This is a genomic window from Rhizobium sp. PK7-22, from assembly GCF_056530405.1.
This window is the reverse complement of the sequence record NZ_CP096513.1, coordinates 741,321-756,920: the sequence shown is the minus strand read 5'-3', so window position 1 is coordinate 756,920 and position 15,600 is coordinate 741,321. Positions and strand designations below refer to the sequence as shown.

General features: G+C 61.5%; 16 protein-coding genes and 1 pseudogene. 10 read left to right on the top strand and 7 right to left on the bottom strand.

The features are described 5' to 3' along the window. Positions 1 to 170: 170 nt before the first annotated feature. The 8 genes from M1E10_RS03780 to M1E10_RS03745 all read left to right on the top strand — a co-directional run bounded on the left by M1E10_RS03780 (position 171) and on the right by M1E10_RS03745 (position 7,808). Positions 171 to 497 (top strand): STAS domain-containing protein, encoded by a 327-nt coding sequence (locus M1E10_RS03780; RefSeq protein ID WP_499172788.1) that lies wholly within the window; start codon positions 171 to 173, stop codon positions 495 to 497. Continuing rightward, positions 494 to 862: a response regulator gene (locus M1E10_RS03775; RefSeq protein WP_029621227.1), complete on the top strand. Its 369-nt coding sequence runs from the start codon at positions 494 to 496 to the stop codon at positions 860 to 862. The genes M1E10_RS03780 and M1E10_RS03775 overlap by 4 nt, the downstream gene beginning before the upstream one ends. Next, positions 859 to 2,835, top strand: a complete 1,977-nt coding sequence (locus tag M1E10_RS03770) for a chemotaxis protein CheA (protein ID WP_499172787.1) — start codon at positions 859 to 861, stop codon at positions 2,833 to 2,835. The genes M1E10_RS03775 and M1E10_RS03770 overlap by 4 nt, the downstream gene beginning before the upstream one ends. After that, positions 2,832 to 3,350, top strand: coding sequence for a CheW domain-containing protein (locus tag M1E10_RS03765; RefSeq protein ID WP_499172786.1), 519 nt, complete (start codon positions 2,832 to 2,834; stop codon positions 3,348 to 3,350). The genes M1E10_RS03770 and M1E10_RS03765 overlap by 4 nt, the downstream gene beginning before the upstream one ends. 13 nt (positions 3,351 to 3,363) lie before the next feature. Beyond that, positions 3,364 to 5,058: a methyl-accepting chemotaxis protein gene (locus M1E10_RS03760; RefSeq protein ID WP_499172785.1), complete on the top strand. Its 1,695-nt coding sequence runs from the start codon at positions 3,364 to 3,366 to the stop codon at positions 5,056 to 5,058. Positions 5,059 to 5,352: 294 nt separating this feature from the next. Further along, positions 5,353 to 5,850, top strand: coding sequence for a chemotaxis protein CheW (locus M1E10_RS03755; protein WP_499172784.1), 498 nt, complete (start codon positions 5,353 to 5,355; stop codon positions 5,848 to 5,850). Then, complete coding sequence (locus tag M1E10_RS03750) at positions 5,801 to 6,721, top strand: CheR family methyltransferase (RefSeq protein WP_499172783.1); 921 nt, start codon at positions 5,801 to 5,803, stop codon at positions 6,719 to 6,721. Before M1E10_RS03755 ends, M1E10_RS03750 begins: the two co-directional genes overlap by 50 nt. A gap of 4 nt (positions 6,722 to 6,725) precedes the next feature. Then, positions 6,726 to 7,808, top strand: a complete 1,083-nt coding sequence (locus M1E10_RS03745) for a protein-glutamate methylesterase/protein-glutamine glutaminase (RefSeq protein WP_499172782.1) — start codon at positions 6,726 to 6,728, stop codon at positions 7,806 to 7,808. Positions 7,809 to 8,325: 517 nt separating this feature from the next. On the opposite strand, the pseudogene M1E10_RS03740 reads toward M1E10_RS03745, so the two are convergent. The 6 genes and pseudogenes from M1E10_RS03740 to M1E10_RS03715 form a co-directional block, all read right to left on the bottom strand. Further along, positions 8,326 to 8,592: pseudogene (locus M1E10_RS03740) on the bottom strand (ISKra4-like element ISMet1 family transposase); the annotation flags it as partial. Between the two features lie 66 nt (positions 8,593 to 8,658). Beyond that, positions 8,659 to 9,342: a sulfite exporter TauE/SafE family protein gene (locus M1E10_RS03735; protein ID WP_499172781.1), complete on the bottom strand. Its 684-nt coding sequence runs from the start codon at positions 9,340 to 9,342 to the stop codon at positions 8,659 to 8,661. 25 nt (positions 9,343 to 9,367) lie between these two features. Next, positions 9,368 to 10,090, bottom strand: a complete 723-nt coding sequence (locus M1E10_RS03730) for a GntR family transcriptional regulator (protein ID WP_499172780.1) — start codon at positions 10,088 to 10,090, stop codon at positions 9,368 to 9,370. A gap of 48 nt (positions 10,091 to 10,138) precedes the next feature. Further along, positions 10,139 to 11,038 (bottom strand): ABC transporter permease, encoded by a 900-nt coding sequence (locus tag M1E10_RS03725; protein WP_499172779.1) that lies wholly within the window; start codon positions 11,036 to 11,038, stop codon positions 10,139 to 10,141. Continuing rightward, positions 11,035 to 11,856: an ABC transporter ATP-binding protein gene (locus M1E10_RS03720; RefSeq protein ID WP_499172778.1), complete on the bottom strand. Its 822-nt coding sequence runs from the start codon at positions 11,854 to 11,856 to the stop codon at positions 11,035 to 11,037. The genes M1E10_RS03725 and M1E10_RS03720 overlap by 4 nt, the downstream gene beginning before the upstream one ends. Beyond that, the gene (locus M1E10_RS03715) at positions 11,857 to 12,864 is read right to left on the bottom strand and encodes an ABC transporter substrate-binding protein (protein ID WP_499172777.1); all 1,008 of its coding nucleotides are present in this window, start codon (positions 12,862 to 12,864) and stop codon (positions 11,857 to 11,859) included. Positions 12,865 to 13,122: 258 nt separating this feature from the next. Between M1E10_RS03715 and M1E10_RS03710 the strand changes: the two genes are divergently transcribed. Continuing rightward, positions 13,123 to 13,809: a fumarylacetoacetate hydrolase family protein gene (locus tag M1E10_RS03710; RefSeq protein ID WP_499172776.1), complete on the top strand. Its 687-nt coding sequence runs from the start codon at positions 13,123 to 13,125 to the stop codon at positions 13,807 to 13,809. A gap of 22 nt (positions 13,810 to 13,831) precedes the next feature. Further along, the gene (locus tag M1E10_RS03705; protein ID WP_499172775.1) at positions 13,832 to 14,461 is read left to right on the top strand and encodes an RraA family protein; all 630 of its coding nucleotides are present in this window, start codon (positions 13,832 to 13,834) and stop codon (positions 14,459 to 14,461) included. Positions 14,462 to 15,050: 589 nt separating this feature from the next. Here the strand turns inward: M1E10_RS03705 and M1E10_RS03700 are convergent. Further along, positions 15,051 to 15,413 carry a hypothetical protein gene (locus tag M1E10_RS03700; protein WP_499172774.1) on the bottom strand — a complete coding sequence of 121 codons (363 nt, stop codon included), beginning with the start codon at positions 15,411 to 15,413 and terminating at the stop codon, positions 15,051 to 15,053. Positions 15,414 to 15,600: the final 187 nt, after the last annotated feature.

Sequence of the window (15,600 nt, the reverse complement as noted above, 5' to 3'; positions counted from 1 at the left end):
TTTGGATTGAAATGTAAGGCCGCCGTCCAGGCTCCTGCCACCGGTCTCGGGTGCTCAACCCCTCGGTACAAGAAGTCACGGTAGATATCCTCCCCGCATGCTTTCACGATTTGGTAACTGGCGAAACCTGACTCTTGTCCGCAGATAGCTGAGCTATATTGGGTCGAGGTATGGTCACCGTGGAAGAGCAAACAAAATTTCTCACTCCAAAGGATCTCACAATCCGGGGCGTCAGCACCGTTGGTGCGCAGCTCCTCAAATTCATTCATGAGCACACAGCAGCCAAGCTCGAGATTCCCGCCGATCACGTAGCGGATGTGTCCGGCGTCCAGTGCATCGAATCCGCACGAATTCACGCAGAACAATTCTATAAAAAGATCACTCTCGCTAGCCCTGTTGATGGGGCGCTGTTGGATGTTCTTCGACGGGGAGGTTTCCTTGAAGCGATGACCGCCCAAGATCGTTCCTTCTGGCTCCACCAGGGAGAAACACAGTGACTGCCAGCATTCTTACAGTAGACGATTCCGCCAGCATCCGGCTGACAACGCGCGTGGCGCTGAGCAACGCAGGATACACGGTCACCGAGGCCGTGGATGGCAAGGACGGGCTGGCCAAGCTCGACGCCGGACAGTTCGACATCATCGTCACCGATCTCAACATGCCCAATATGGACGGTCTGACGATGATCCGGGAGCTGCGCAAGCTGCCGGCGCATACGGGCGTGCCGGTCATCTTCCTGACGACGGAATCGGATGCGGAGATCAAGCAGCAGGCGAAGGCCGCCGGCGCGACAGGCTGGCTGACAAAGCCCTTCGATCCTGAAAGCCTGGTCAAGATCGTCCGCAAGGTGCTGGGTCGATGAGCTTCCCCGATCCCATTGCGGTCTTTCGCACCGAGGCCGCCGAACTCCTCGAGCAGATCGAGGCCGGTCTTCTCGATCTCAACGTGAACCTCGGCGACAAGGACCAGGTGGACACCGTCTTCCGCAGCCTGCACACGCTGAAGGGCTCCGGCGCCATGTTCGGCTTCGATGCACTCGCCGCCTTCACCCATCACTGCGAAACGGCCTTCGACCGGGTTCGCAAGGGAGAGGTTCCGGCAACTCATGATCTCGTGGGTGCGGTGCTGGAAGCAAAGGACCATATGCGCCTGCTCGTCGATACCCCGGCCGGCGACCATGAGGCGGCCAGCGAGGCACTCTTGGCCAGTCTTCGGCGGGCCGTGGACGGCGCCGGCGTGCCGGAAGTCCCGGCCGGTCCGAGCACGACACGCTACACCATCCGCTTTTCGCTGCCGCAGGACGCCATGGCGAACGGCACCAATCCGCTCGGGCTGCTCGATGAGCTGCGCGACCTGGGAGACTGCCGGGTCGTCGCCGATCGTTCCGCTATTCCCCCGCTCGACCAGCTCAACCCGGTCGATCTTCACCTGTCGTGGACGGTGGAGCTGACCACATCGGAGCCGCGCTCGGCCATCGACGACGTCTTCATCTTCGTGATGGACGACATGCAGCTCGAGGTGACCGAGGTTCAGGGCGAACCCCAGACCATCGCCGCGCCTGCCGAGGCAGAGGCCGTCATCGCGGCAACAGACCCGGCTGCCACGACCCCCAAGCCCGCTGCGAAGGGTCCCGCGACGGTGGATGCGAAAGCCGCCAAGGCCGCCGAGAACGTGCGCGTGCCGGCGGAGCGGCTGGACGAACTGATGGACCGCGTCGGCGAACTGGTGATCGCCCAGTCGCGCCTCAGCCAGCTGGCCGGCGGCAGCGGCGATCTTCAGTTGCGGGCGGTCTCGGAGGATGTGGAACGCCTATCGGGCGAACTGCGCGACACGATGATGGTCCTGCGCATGGTTCCGGTGACGCAGCTCTTCAGCCGTTTCCGGCGCCTGGTGCACGATCTCGCCAATGAAACCGGCAAGGTGATTGAACTGGTCACCGAAGGCGAGACCACCGAAGTCGACAAGAGCGTCATCGAGCGGCTCGCCGACCCGATGATCCATCTCGTGCGCAATTCCTGCGATCACGGGCTGGAAACCGCCGAGCAACGGCTCGCCGCCGGCAAGCCGGCTGCGGGAACGATCTCGCTTTCCGCCCGCCAGCAGGGTGGCGAGGTGATCATCACCATCAAGGACGACGGTCGCGGCATCGACAAGGAGCGGGTTCGCGCCAAGGCCGAGTCCTCGGGCCTGATCGCGGCCAATGCGAGCCTGTCGGACCAGGACCTCTACCAGCTGATCTTCCAGCCTGGCTTCTCCACCGCGCAGCAGGTGACAAATCTCTCCGGGCGCGGCGTCGGCATGGACGTCGTCAAGCGCACCATCGATGCCCTGCGCGGCACGATCAACGTCGTCAGCCGTCCGGGCCAGGGCTCCGAGATCTCGCTGGCCATCCCGCTGACGCTCGCCATCATCGACGGGCTTCTCGTGCGGGTCGGCTCCGGCCGCTACGTCATCCCGCTGTCGGCGGTCGAGGAATGCCTCGAGCTGTCGATCGAGGAGGACATGCGCTCACGGGGACGCAGCTTCATCTCGCTGCGCGACAGTCTCGTACCCTTCATCCGGCTGCGGGATCTCTTCCGCACCGGCACGATGCCCGATCCCTTCCAGAAGGTGGTGGTGATCTCGACCGGCTCCGAGCGGGTCGGCCTCGTCGTCGACCAGATCATCGGCGACCACCAGACGGTGATCAAGAGCATGTCGAAGCTCCACCAGGACGTCGGAACATTTTCCGGCGCAACCATACTCGGGGACGGCAACGTCGCCCTAATTCTCGACGTCGGCCATCTGGTCTCCGAGGGACAGCAACAGGAGGCGCAATTGCGCGCAGCGGGATGAGCGAAGCAGCAGCCAGAACACTTCCCGACGCGCTTTGGGAAGGCCGCGAGGAGATCGAGGTCGTCACCTTCGATATCGCCGGAGAGGTCTTTGCACTCGAAGCGGCGGCCGTGCAGGAAATCCTCGACCTTCTGCCGGAAACCTCGGTCCCCGGCGCCAAGGCCTTCGTGGGCACCGTCATCAATTTTCGCGGCAAGGTCATTCCGCTGGCAGACATCCGGCTAGCCTTCGGCATGGAGGCGACGCAGCCTACCATCGACAGCCGGATCGTCGTCATCGAGCTCGAGATCGAAGGCGAGCCGACCCTCACCGGGATCCGGACCGACAAGGTTCACGAGGTCACTACCCTGGTGCGCAGCGCCGGTGAACCACCTCCAAGCGTCGGCATGCGCTGGCGACCCGATTTCATCGATTGCCTGGTCAAGCGGGGAAGCGACTTCATCATCCTTCCCAACCTCCACGCCATCTTCTTCGACAATGAACAGCACGGGAAACCCGGCTCCAGCACCATCTAAAAGAGGCAATCCAATGCGCGCGACGATTAAATTCAAACTGGGAGCCGCCTTCGGCTTCGTCATTCTGATGCTGCTGGCAACGGCGGGCTATGCCATCTTCAGCCTGAGCAATCTCAACCAGACGCTGAACACTGTCATTCAAGGGCCTGCTGAGCGCTTGAGGCTTGCTCAGGAGCTCAGCACCGAGCAGCTGCAACAAATCCGCCAGCAGAAAAACCTGTTGATGGCTGCGTCTACGCAGGAGATGCAAGGCTACATTACGAAAGGCGACGAAGCACGCGCCAAGTTTGATAATGCTTTCAAGAGCGTTCTGACACTCGCGACTGAGCAAGGAATGGTGCTGTGGAACAAGGTTGAAGGGTTTACTGACGACTTCCGTGAGCAGGATAACCGCATTCGTTCGTTGATGCTCGCAGGCAACAGCGCAGCCGCAGCCCAGGTATCTGGTAACGAAGCGCGTGCTGTCACCAATGAGATCGATGCGCTGCTCACCGAGGTCGTTGGTCTTGAACAGGCTCGCCTCCAGGAAGCGGAGGTGAGCACCGACGAGGACTACGCGCAGACGCGCATGGTTATGATCATCGTCGCGGCCACTGCACTCCTCATCGCGATCGGCTCTGCCTTCTGGATCGCGATCAGCATCAACAGCGGGCTGCGCAAAGCCACCCAGGCCATACAGAACGTGGCTGACGGCGACCTTACCCGCTTCGCCGACATCACCAGCCGGGACGAGATCGGCGACATGTTGGGCTACGTCAACACGATGATCGAGCGCCTGCGCGGCGTTGTCGGCGACGCGCTTGCCGCTTCCGACAATGTCTCCTCCGGCAGCCAGGAACTCTCCGCCAGCTCCGAAACCCTCTCGCAGGGCGCAACAGAACAAGCATCCGCCGCTGAAGAAGCCTCCGCCTCGATGGAAGAGATGGCTTCCAACATCAAGCAGAACGCCGACAATGCGGCGCAGACCGAGAAGATCGCCCGCCAGTCGTCGCTCGACGCACAGAACTCCGGCCAGGCCGTCAACCGTGCCGTCGGTGCCATGCGCACGATCGCCGAGAAGATCTCGATCGTCCAGGAGATCGCCCGTCAGACCGACCTTCTCGCCCTCAATGCAGCGGTTGAAGCTGCCCGCGCCGGCGAGCACGGCAAGGGCTTCGCAGTCGTTGCCTCGGAAGTCCGCAAGCTTGCGGAACGCAGCCAAGCCGCGGCCGCTGAAATCAGCACGCTGTCCGGTGAGACGGTCACAGTTGCGACCGAAGCCGGCGAGATGCTGAACCGGCTGGTGCCGGACATCCAGAAGACCGCCGAACTGGTGTCGGAAATCTCCGCCGCCTGCCGCGAGCAGGACATCGGTGCCGCCCAGATCAACGAGGCGATCCAGCAGCTCGACAAGGTGACGCAGCAGAATGCCGGCGCGTCGGAAGAGATGTCCTCGACGTCGGAAGAGCTCGCTGCCCAGGCGGAAGAGCTGCAGGCGTCGATCGCCTTCTTCCGTGTTGATGCATCCGGCGGGACGGCTTCAAAAGCTTCCGCCCCCCTCAAAGCGGGTGCTAAGCAGTTCAGCCGTCCTGCCTCTCGTCCGCCAGCCCGGACCTCTAAGCCTGAACATTCGGTAAGTGCACAGCAGGCCCGTGCCAAGGGTTTCGCGCTTGACCTGTCGATGGGCGGTCCGGATGCCGATGACATGCACTTCCGCGAAAGTGCCTAAGCAACGGTCGGGCCGAACAGGCCCGACCTCTTCGCTGCTTGAAATCTGAGCTACAGGCAAGCTCTGTGAAGCCGCTGCGGTGGTCGAACTGCCACCAAGCAAGCCGTACTCTCAGAAAACCCGCCAGGTATTCCATGCTGGTCACAAACAAGCTGAAAACCGGCCTCTCTGTTTCAGTGGCCGCAGGGACTATTACACCGACCGTTTGGCACAGCAGGCCCGTGCCACGAGCTTCGCGCTCGACCTGTCGATGGGTGGTCCGGATTCAGAAGATGCAGACTTCAGGGAGAGCGCATGACCATGACCGCACCATCCGCAGAATTCCAATTCGTCACCTTCAGCCTCGGCGATGAGCTCTTCGCCGTGCCCGTCGGGGTGGTCCGGGAAATCCTCGATCACGAGGACGCCTTCAAGATCCCGCACGGGCCGGACTATCTGCTCGGGCTGCGCGACGTGCGCGGCCAGGGCGTGCCGGTGATCGACCTGCGCCTGCGGCTCGGGATGAGCGCGACGGTGAAGACCCCGCACACCCGCATCCTCGTTCTCGACGTGCCGATCGGCGACCGCGTCCTGGCGCTCGGTCTCGTTGCCGACCGGGTCTACGAGGTGGTGCCGTTCCGGCAGGAACAGATCGAGGCGGCGCCCGATATCGGGATCCGCTGGCGTTCCGACTACATTGCCGGGGTCGTGCGGCGCGACCAGAGCTTCGTGGTCATCGTCGATCTCGCCCGGCTGTTCTCCGATGCCGGACCCGCCCTGTCCGGTGTCGCACCAGCTGCCCGCGTGGCCTGATCGGAGCCTCTGCTTGAGTACCGCATTGAAGAGCCAGCCTCTCGACGACCGCCTGAGCCAGCGAAATTTCAATCGACTGGCGAAATACATCTACGACTACAGCGGCATCAAGATGCCGCCCAACAAGGTGACGATGCTGGAGGGCCGGTTGCGCCGGCGCCTGCGTGTCACCGGATTCGACAACTTCGACGCCTATTGCGATCATCTCTTCGAAGGCGACGGTCTGGCGAGTGAATCGCTGCATCTGATCGATTCGGTTACCACCAACAAGACCGACTTCTTTCGCGAGCCGAAGCATTTCGACTATCTGTTGGAAGCCGGCCTGCCCGACATCCTCAAAAGCTTCGCCGACCGGCGGATCCGGACCTGGAGCTCGGCCTGCTCGACGGGTGCCGAGCCCTATACCATGGCGATGGTGCTCTCCGATTTCCTGGCGGCTTCGGCGCCGGAGCGCGATTTCTTCGTGCTGGCGACCGACCTCTCCACGGAAGTCCTGCAGAAGGCGCACAAGGGCATCTATACGGCCGACCTGCTGCAACCGGTGCCGCCGGCCATGATGCAGAAATACGTCATGCGCTCGTCGAACCGACAGCGCAACGAGGTGCGGATCGCGCCGCAGCTGCGCTCACGGGTCGGCTTTGCCCGGCTCAACCTGATGGATGCCTCCTATCCGGTCGGCGACCTGATGCACGTGATCTTCTGCCGCAACGTGATGATCTATTTCGACAAGCCGACGCAGCAGCGGGTGCTGTCGCGGCTCTGCGACTGCCTGTTGCCAGGGGGCTATCTGCTGATCGGCCACTCCGAAACGGTCTCTGGTCTTGACCTGCCGCTTCGACAGGTCGCCAATACCATCTTCAAGCGCGTGTGAGTTCATGATCAAGAAGATACGGGTGCTGATCGTCGACGATTCCGCCAGCGTCCGGCAGACGCTGACGGCGGTTCTGTCCGCGGATCCGGAGATCGAGGTGATCGGGACGGCGAACGACCCCTTCATGGCCGCCCGCAAGATCCGCGACGACGTTCCCGACGTCATAACGCTCGATGTCGAGATGCCGCAGATGGACGGCATCACCTTCCTGCGCAAGCTGATGAGCCAGCACCCCATCCCGGTGGTGATGTGCTCCTCGCTCACCGAAGCCGGCTCACAGACGCTGATGCAGGCGCTGGAGGCGGGTGCCGTCGACGTCATCCTGAAGCCGAAGATCGGTGCGGCCGACCATCTGGCCGAATGCGGCGAACGCATCCGCACCGTGGTCAAGTCGGCGGCGCGGGCGCAGGTCGGCAAGCTGCGGCGCTACAAGCCCGCCGATGCTCCCAGCGCCAGACTGACCGCCGATGCCGTGCTGCCGCCGCCCAGGGCCGGCGCCATGGCCAAGACGACGGAGATGGTCGTCTGCGTCGGCGCGTCCACGGGCGGCACGGAGGCGCTCCGGGAAATGCTGGAGGCGCTGCCCGCCAATGCGCCCGGCATGGTCATCGTCCAGCACATGCCGGAGAAATTCACCGCCGCCTTCGCCAACCGGTTGAACGGCCTCTGTGCCGTCGAGATCAAGGAAGCCGCCGACGGGGACCCGGTCTTGCGGGGCCATGTGCTGATTGCCCCCGGCGGCGAGAAGCACACCCTGCTCGAGCGTCGCGGTGCCCGCTACCAGGTCTCGGTCCGGACCGGCCCGCTCGTCAGCCGCCATCGCCCGTCGGTGGATGTGCTGTTCCGATCCGCCGCACGCTCCGCCGGCGCCAATGCCATGGGCGTGATCATGACCGGCATGGGCGACGACGGCGCCCGCGGCATGCTCGAGATGCACGAGGCCGGTGCCTTCACGCTGGCCCAGGACGAGGCCACTTCGGTGGTCTTCGGCATGCCGAAGGAGGCGATTGCCCGCGGTGGCGTCGACCGTATCGTGCCGCTGGAGCAGATCGCGCGCGAAATCCTTGCTGCCGACCGTCGGCACTAGATGCATAGCTAGAGCGGCATCCCCCCAACGTTGTTCCGAAGGTGGTGGAGGACCGACCTATCCGTTCCTCCAATGTTCTCGATCGTGCCTCGGATAACCTGTGGAAACTCAACGCGCCCTTGGCGAAAGCGGTAGCGATGCCGGACCTACTATCAGAATCGCTGGACTCACCCCGTCCCGCAAACCTCCTGCCTGTGCCCAGAGTTGAAGCGGAGAGAGCGCCGGCACCTGATTTTTGCCACCGGGAATACTCATCTCGCAGCGGCAGCACCATCCGAAAGGACGGATAATCTGCTAGAACAGCGCTTCCATCAGGTCATCGTCGAGGTCGTCCGCGACTGAGGTGCCGCAGGCTCGCTCCCGGCGCCGAAGATCTTCGCGTGCAGTTCGCGTTCGGCAGCCATGGTGTAGAGCTTCAGGATCCGCTGCCCAACGGCGGCAGAGCTGGTGTTGCCGCCCAGGAAGGAGACCGGTGATCTTTCTGGGGTTGGGCGGCGTGCAGTAGGGGCGGTTGTGGTTTGAATAGCGGTGGTACATTTACTTGAGGCTGTCGGAAAGGTGCCCGCAATCGAGTACGGGGTTCGCCATTTGCCTCCGCAGTTCGAACCTGCATGAGCATATTCGCGCCGTGGAGCGACCACCGCATCTGCTGCTTCTTCACCATTCGCTTGCCGACGAGGGAATTTACCGCCGACTCGGCGAGGGTCGTGGCAACGCGGAGCCCGGCTCGGTGGCGCTTTCCATAGTCGACAATCGCACCACGGTTCGAGCGGATATGGTTCAATCGGCAGGAATTCGGCCAGCACTTTGGCTGCCTGCCGGTAGGGCATCATGCTTCCCAGACGGGCAGTCAGCTCCAACAGTTCGGGCGTCGCTCGATCGGGGCAGATTTCTTTAGACGGTGCTTGCCCCAACCCGCGTAGATGTAGCCTAAGGTAGCGGGTATCGAGATAAGCACCCCCACGCCTGCTGAGGTGGCGACTGAGCGGTGAATCGGAGTGCGGAATAACGAAAGGATCAGGTTCGAGATCGCGCCGCCTCCGATACCCATGAGGGAAGAGAGGAGGCCAATGATCAGACCAAAGACACTCATTGGGCCGCGGCCGGGCAGCCTTTCGCCGACGACCCAGCCTGAGCCTCGGATCATCCGGACGGAGACGACGCCCGCCACTGCCACAAAAGCCAATTTGAAGATCCAAGGATCAGCGTGACGCGCAATTAATGCACCCATGATGACTCCTAAGAGTATAGGAAGTGCCCAAAGCCGAAGGACACTGGCGTCCATCGCGCCACGCAAATAGTGCCCTCGCGCGGACTGCAGGGACGTCGGGACGATGAGGGCTAGGGACGTGCCCACAGCCAGTGGCATGCGGATACTGTCATCAAGTCCCATTAGACCAAAGACTTCGTAAAGCACTGGCACAGACACGGCGCCGCCGCCGACGCCGAAGAGGCCGGCAAGGAATCCGACCGCGGCACCCGCGACTACGAGAAGTCCGCCAATTACAAGGATTGTTTCTGTGTCTAAGAGCATGATGCCTAGCGGCTCCCCAGGCGATCTAAGCGCTGGACATGGTTTCTTCGTATATTGCTAACGTCAATCGGTATTGGCTCTGCAGTGCTGACACGGCTTTATCGATATCACCGGCCAATGCGGCATCTACAATCGCTTGATGCTCGTCTCCACTACGACGGCGGGGATAGCTGTTTGCCATTGATATAAAGCGGTAGCGCTCGCCAAGCAGCATCAGCTCAGCGGCAAAGCGCAGGAGGTGCCGCGAGCCGCAATTAGCGATGAGGGCGCGGTGAAAGGTTCGGTGACGCTCTTCCCAGAGACTGTTGTCCGGTGCCGGCATGCCGGGCTCGGCATGCTCATAATAGTGGATTGGAGTGTTCTGGAGGCGATGGGTGGCTATGATCACCGCATCCTCCCAAGCCTCCGTTCGGTTGCGGATCGATTCCGCCAACGCCTTGCCCTCGACCCAGCAGCGGGTGTGGACGATGTCGCGGAAATCCTCGAGCGATATCGGCGGCACGAAAAAACCGCGGAGGTCTTCCCGGTCCACTAACCTTTCAGAGGAAAGACGGTTGAGAGCTTCGCGCACCGGATTAGTGCCGGCCGAATAGCGCTCGGCGATCTGGTCGATAAGGAGCTTGTGGCCAGGCTCCAGCAGGCCACGCACGATGTCGCGTTTCAGCGCGTGGTAGACGGTGGTGGCTGCAGTTTCCTTCTCGACGCGCCGCGGGGCAGCGCGACGAGGTGAATTTGCTTGGACTGTCATCAGATTCCGATTGCTGTCATTGAATACTGCTTAAGTGGATCGACTGGATCACCGGCGTTCATCGACACCCGTTACGGAGGCGCGATGCCAGAACACCAGCTTGCGCTCGATCAGTACCACGGACCAGAATAGCAGGAAGCCGAGGACGCTGAGATAAAGGATCAGGGAGAAGACCCGAGGCGTCTGGAGCTGACTGGCGGCCACCCGGATCAATTCGCCAAAGCCCTTGCCTCCACCGAGGAACTCGGCCGTTATCGCTCCGGCCATTACACCGACCGCTCCGATCTTCAGTCCGGTGAAGATCTGTGGCAAACCAGTCGGTATCTTCATGCGCACCAAAGTCTGCCAGCGGCTGGCGCCGAGCGTGCGAAACAGCATGCGTGCATTCTCGTCGGCGGCATGTAGGCCTGCGGCCGTCCCGACCACGATTGGGAAGGTGGCGATGAAAGCCGCCAGCGCCACCTTTGAGGCGATGCCGAAACCAAGCCAGGCAAGGAATAGCGGCGCAAATGCCACCTTTGGCATCGTGTCTATAGCGACGAGATAGGGCAGCACGGCGCGCTCTCCGAAGGAGGTTTCGCCGACCAGTACTCCGAGCGAGAAACCAATGGCTATGGCGAAGGCAAATCCCCAAAGGACCTCCTGGGTGGTCATCCACAGCGCCGAAAGCATGTAATTGCCGGTCAGGATGTTCTTGCCAACCATGATGATATCGCGGCCGACCTCCGCGGGAGAGGGTAGGATGATGCGCGACACGATCTCGAAATGATGTACGGCCCACCAGAGCCCAAGAGCAATGAAGAGCAGGACCGCCATAGCGACGACGCGGGGGACCTTGTCTATCCAGGCGACTTGCTCGCTCCACACGGTTTCCGGGAACGTGCCTTGCTCCACGGTGATCGGACGGCCAAGGCCCTGGAGGCCATTTTCGGCATCAACGGATCTCATGCGGTTACAACCCCTTCGTCTAGACGGCTGCGAATGTAGCGAACATATTCACCGAACGCAGGGGTGGTCATCATCTCCAGCGTGCGTGGCCTTGGAAGCTCAATCCGCACCACCTCGAGAAACGTTCCTGGGCGCGGTGACATGATGTAAACGTCATCCGATAGCAGCACCGCCTCGGGGATTGAGTGGGTGATCAGGAATGCCGTGGCATTGTGAGAAAGGCAGATGCGTTGTAACTCGATGTTCATGAAGTCGCGCGCAAGCTCATCCAGAGCCGAAAAAGGCTCGTCGAGAAGCAGGACCTGCGGTTCCGTGATCAGCATCCGGCAGATTGAGGTGCGTTGCGCCATGCCGCCGGAAAGTTGGCGTGGGTAGACCTTCTCAAAACCCTTGAGACCTACCAGTTCGAGTAAGGCCTGTGCATCCTCGTGACGATCTCTTGCGGCGGCCCTGCCATCGCGAATCGTGATCGGCAACAGGACATTGTCAAGCACGGTCAGCCAGGGGAAAAGCGTCGCCTGCTGGTACATCATGCCGATTTCCCGCCGCGCGCCGAGAACCGGCTTGCCGTCAAGAACGACGCTTCCTGTGGATGGCGGGGTCACGCCTGCCATGATCTTCAAGAGAGTGGACTTGCCGCAGCCCGACGGGCCGATCACCGACGAGAACGAGCCTTCGCGCAGATCGAGATCGACGGGATCAAGCGCGCGGATCTTACCGAATGCATAGGATTTCGACACGTTGCGGAGTTGGTAGACCGGCCGGGCATGGTGATGCCCGGCCGTTTGCTCCGCCAGAGGTTTGGCGTTCTGCATCATCTACTTGACCGTGTTCCAGACTTCGATGAACTGGTTCGTGTAGGCTGCTTCGAGGTTGTCCATGGGCTTTTCAAGGCCGCCGCTGGCCACGAGGCTCTCCTCCCACTTCTTCCAGGCGGCTGGCGGCATGTATCCGACAGGATCCTTCGGGTCGACCGGTACAGTTCTGCTCTGGATTGCCGTTAGCAGGGCTGCGGCGAAGGTAGGATCCTCGCTTTCCTGCGGATTGCCGGCAGCTACGTGCTTAAGCGTCGCATCACGGTTTGCCGGATCTAAGCCGAACTTAGTTGCCTTGACCAAGGCCCGGCCGAACCCTTCCAAGGTCTGCGGGTTCTCGTTTAGGAAGGCTCGAGTCACCGCCCAGCCGTTACCGAAGTAGTCGAGATAGGGAGCCGGCGTTATCTCGCGTAACGGAATGCCGCGAGACGATATGATGGCCGCATCTGCCACCGCCGCGGCATAGGCGCCGACCTCCTTATTGATGAAGGCTGCAACAGCAGTGCCGCCGTCGCCGATCGCGAGGAACTGGTAATCGGTTCCTTCGGTTAGTCCGAGATCCGTCATGATGCCGCGGGTAAATCCAACCTCCGCGCCATCCGCCGTTCCCACGCCAATGGTCTCGCCTTTAAGATCCGCCGGGGTCTTGGCGGGAGACTCTTCCGGCACCACTAGGCCGAACACCGAGCGGCTGAAGTGATTGTAAATAAAAACGATGTCTTCGCCGCGGGCACGCGCTGCCAGAAGCGGCGCTGGGCCTGGTTGGCCGATATGGCCCTGTCCAGAAGCGAGCAGTTGCAGGACGGAGGCTGAACCATTGACGGCCTCGACCGTCACGCTGAGACCTTCCTCCTCGAAATATCCCTCTCCGACGGCGACATGAAGCGGATAATTGTTGATGGCCGAGGGGTTGGGCACGACGAGTGTCAATTCCTTGACTTCTGCCGCTGCAGGCGCAAACGCGCTCATCGCCAGCAGAAGAGCTCCGCCCATGCACTTTAGTAAACGCATCCTCATTCCTCCCTGTGTGGTTTCTTAAGCCTACAAGGCTCCCACCCGCAGGCCCCCGCCGAAATCGGCGGTGTCAGGCGGCTCCTCTTCCGCTGACCAACGGAGCCTGCGACATATCTTATACGCTGTCAATGCTGCAATAATGTATGATTCAGCTTGATCTGCGGATTCTACATGGTAACTTCCGTCCCTGGCCCCCGTTCGAGCTTTTGATCGCCAGGGCGAGGCCTTTGCACACGAAGGAGGAGAGCAGTGCGCATGAGCAATCACGTCATCGAACCACCCCAGTCCGCCACTATTCCGGTGGTCGGCACCGACAAGACATTCCCGGTCCGCCGCATCTATTGCATTGGCCGAAACTACGTCGCCCATGTCGAGGAAATGGGTGGGGATGCGGATCGCGACCCGCCTCTGTTCTTCCAGAAGCCGACGGATGCAGTCGTCAATAGCGGAGCGACGATCTCCTATCCGACCAAGACTTCGGACTTTCACCACGAGGTGGAACTGGTCCTGGCGCTGGGAAAGGGCGGCCGCAACATCTCCGAGTCCGAAGCGCAATCGTGTATCTGGGGCTATGCCGTTGGTCTCGACATGACGCGTCGCGACATCCAGGGCGGAGGGTTGCCTTGGGAAATCGCCAAGTCCTTTGATAACTCGTTTCCAGTGGGCGACATTACTCCGGCGTCGGAGACCGGCATCATCGACAAGGGACGGATTGAACTGACCGTGAACGGCAAGGTCGTGCAGGAATCGGATGTTTCCCTGCTTATCTGGCGCATTCCTGAAATTATTGCGCGGCTTTCGGAGTTTTTCGAACTGCACGCAGGAGACGTAATCCTGACGGGCACGCCCCATGGTGTTGGACCCGTGGTGCCGGGCGACAAGCTGGTGGCCAGTTTCGAGGGGTTGTCACCGCTGGAAGTTTCGATAGGCCCGGCGGCCTGAGCCGATGGGCGGGGGCAGCGACATGATGCAGATCCCGCCAGGTTCGCTGGAAGAGATGGCCGGCTTCGGCACGGCCACTCTTCACGAGGCGGCAGGCAGGATCGGCGCGCTGCCGGGCTCGATTGCACCGCTCGACCGCAGCATGAAGCTTTGGGGAAGGGCGCTGCCAGTTCGCGCACCCGCCGGCGACAATCTTGCGCTGCACCGCGCCATAGCGGTGGGACAGCCGGGAGACGTTCTGGTAGTGGAGAACGGAGGATCTCTTTCCCACGGGCCATTCGGGGACATCCTCGCGCTTGCCGCAAGGGTGCGCGGCATCGCGGGTTTGGTGATCGACGGAGCCGTTCGCGACAGCTCGACTCTCATCAAGATGGAATTCCCTGTATTTACCCGCGGCTGCTCGATCACCGGAACGACCAAGCATGATACTGGGACGGTCGGTGAGCCAATATTTATAGGCGGCATTGAAATCCGACGCGGGGACATCGTGGTCGGCGACGCTGACGGGGTTGTGATCTTGCCAGCCGTGCAGCTAGCTGCAATCCGCCAGGCAGCTATCGCCCGGATGGCAGCAGAGGCCGAACTGCGGCAAGCGATCAGTAGAGGTGAATTAACGGTGGATCTTCTAGGTCTCTCTCGACCTGTCTCATAGGCTAGTCTGCCTTCGCCTAGCTACCGCGGTTCGATTCCTTCCAAGGCGGAGGGGGAAGCGGCCAGTGTGTTGCTGCGTCGAGCGCGGCGTTAGCGCGCGCTGAAGGCCCGGGGGCTCGACTTGCCAGCGCACTTGCACGAAGAAGGTGCAGGCCGCCGTCGCCCCCAGCCTAGCCATCCTTCTGCAAAGCGTCTGTGTCAATGGCACCTCGTCCAGTGGGGCAAGGAACCTGCTCGGCTGGTTGCACTCTCCTGAGATTGCAGGGGCTGACTGAGGACTTTGACCTTCGCCGGGACGGTGGTTTATCTCCCACAGCAAGCGCTAATTCATCCCTCCGGAAGGTCCTCTGTCTTCTCCTTGTCGCCGGTCAACAACCGTCGGCCGGTCTCCTCGATCCCGACCCGGACCCCTCGAGCTGCGCCGGCAACTGCCAATTCCGTCGCAATAAGCGGGTGTTCACAAACAAGTTTGACCGCTATCTTAGCGCCAGCCGCAGCTTTCGCTTGGTCCAAGATGCCGCCACCGGCTTGATTGCGGGCCATACGCTCTAGCCGACGTTTCTTTCCCTTTTTTCGGGACGACGTCGCCACTAATGAACGGCGCCGCCCTTCTGAGGGTTTTCGTCCCTGTCCTTTCGCAGCTTCTTCGGCAGCATCGAACCCGAGGCTTCACGAACGACCTCAATGGCGGCGTCTGATCCGCGGTGGAATGCTTCGCCGACGATCCCAAGCGCCTTCGCGCCCTTTTTGCCGCCCGATTTCGCGGCACCGGCGACGTTCTCGCGTTCTTCAACCAACACTGCTGCGGCAGCGCCTGCGCCCGCGACGAGAGCCTGCGCCAAGACATCTCGGCCCGTCTTATTCTTCAGCATCGCTTTCAGGACCGGGCTCTTACGAACCATCTTCGGTACCCTGTAGCCAGCGATCTTCTTGGGGATCTTGATCTTCTTCATTCTGATTGCTCCTGTCGGTCGAGGAGCAAACTCCGGCAGATCGTTCATGTTCCATCCGACGCAAAGCGATCATATGTGGTCGGCGAAACGTCCTGCTAGACGGCCATCCCTGATGCGGCTGCGGAAGGTTCCGTTGGGGAGGCGCAACTCCTCCTCGCTCGCATTAGGTAGGTAATGAGCTCTTTGA

Bases quoted from the DNA above. Each gene is read 5' to 3' on its own strand.
- M1E10_RS03780 (WP_499172788.1), top strand. From the start codon at position 171: ATGGTCACCGTGGAAGAGCAAACAAAATTTCTCACTCCAAAGGATCTC.
- M1E10_RS03770 (WP_499172787.1), top strand. From the start codon at position 859: ATGAGCTTCCCCGATCCCATTGCGGTCTTTCGCACCGAGGCCGCCGAA.
- M1E10_RS03765 (WP_499172786.1), top strand. From the start codon at position 2,832: ATGAGCGAAGCAGCAGCCAGAACACTTCCCGACGCGCTTTGGGAAGGC.
- M1E10_RS03760 (WP_499172785.1), top strand. From the start codon at position 3,364: ATGCGCGCGACGATTAAATTCAAACTGGGAGCCGCCTTCGGCTTCGTC.
- M1E10_RS03755 (WP_499172784.1), top strand. From the start codon at position 5,353: ATGACCATGACCGCACCATCCGCAGAATTCCAATTCGTCACCTTCAGC.
- M1E10_RS03750 (WP_499172783.1), top strand. From the start codon at position 5,801: ATGCCGGACCCGCCCTGTCCGGTGTCGCACCAGCTGCCCGCGTGGCCT.
- M1E10_RS03745 (WP_499172782.1), top strand. From the start codon at position 6,726: ATGATCAAGAAGATACGGGTGCTGATCGTCGACGATTCCGCCAGCGTC.
- M1E10_RS03735 (WP_499172781.1), bottom strand. From the start codon at position 9,342: ATGCTCTTAGACACAGAAACAATCCTTGTAATTGGCGGACTTCTCGTA.
- M1E10_RS03730 (WP_499172780.1), bottom strand. From the start codon at position 10,090: ATGACAGTCCAAGCAAATTCACCTCGTCGCGCTGCCCCGCGGCGCGTC.
- M1E10_RS03725 (WP_499172779.1), bottom strand. From the start codon at position 11,038: ATGAGATCCGTTGATGCCGAAAATGGCCTCCAGGGCCTTGGCCGTCCG.
- M1E10_RS03720 (WP_499172778.1), bottom strand. From the start codon at position 11,856: ATGATGCAGAACGCCAAACCTCTGGCGGAGCAAACGGCCGGGCATCAC.
- M1E10_RS03715 (WP_499172777.1), bottom strand. From the start codon at position 12,864: ATGCGTTTACTAAAGTGCATGGGCGGAGCTCTTCTGCTGGCGATGAGC.
- M1E10_RS03710 (WP_499172776.1), top strand. From the start codon at position 13,123: ATGAGCAATCACGTCATCGAACCACCCCAGTCCGCCACTATTCCGGTG.
- M1E10_RS03705 (WP_499172775.1), top strand. From the start codon at position 13,832: ATGATGCAGATCCCGCCAGGTTCGCTGGAAGAGATGGCCGGCTTCGGC.
- M1E10_RS03700 (WP_499172774.1), bottom strand. From the start codon at position 15,413: ATGAAGAAGATCAAGATCCCCAAGAAGATCGCTGGCTACAGGGTACCG.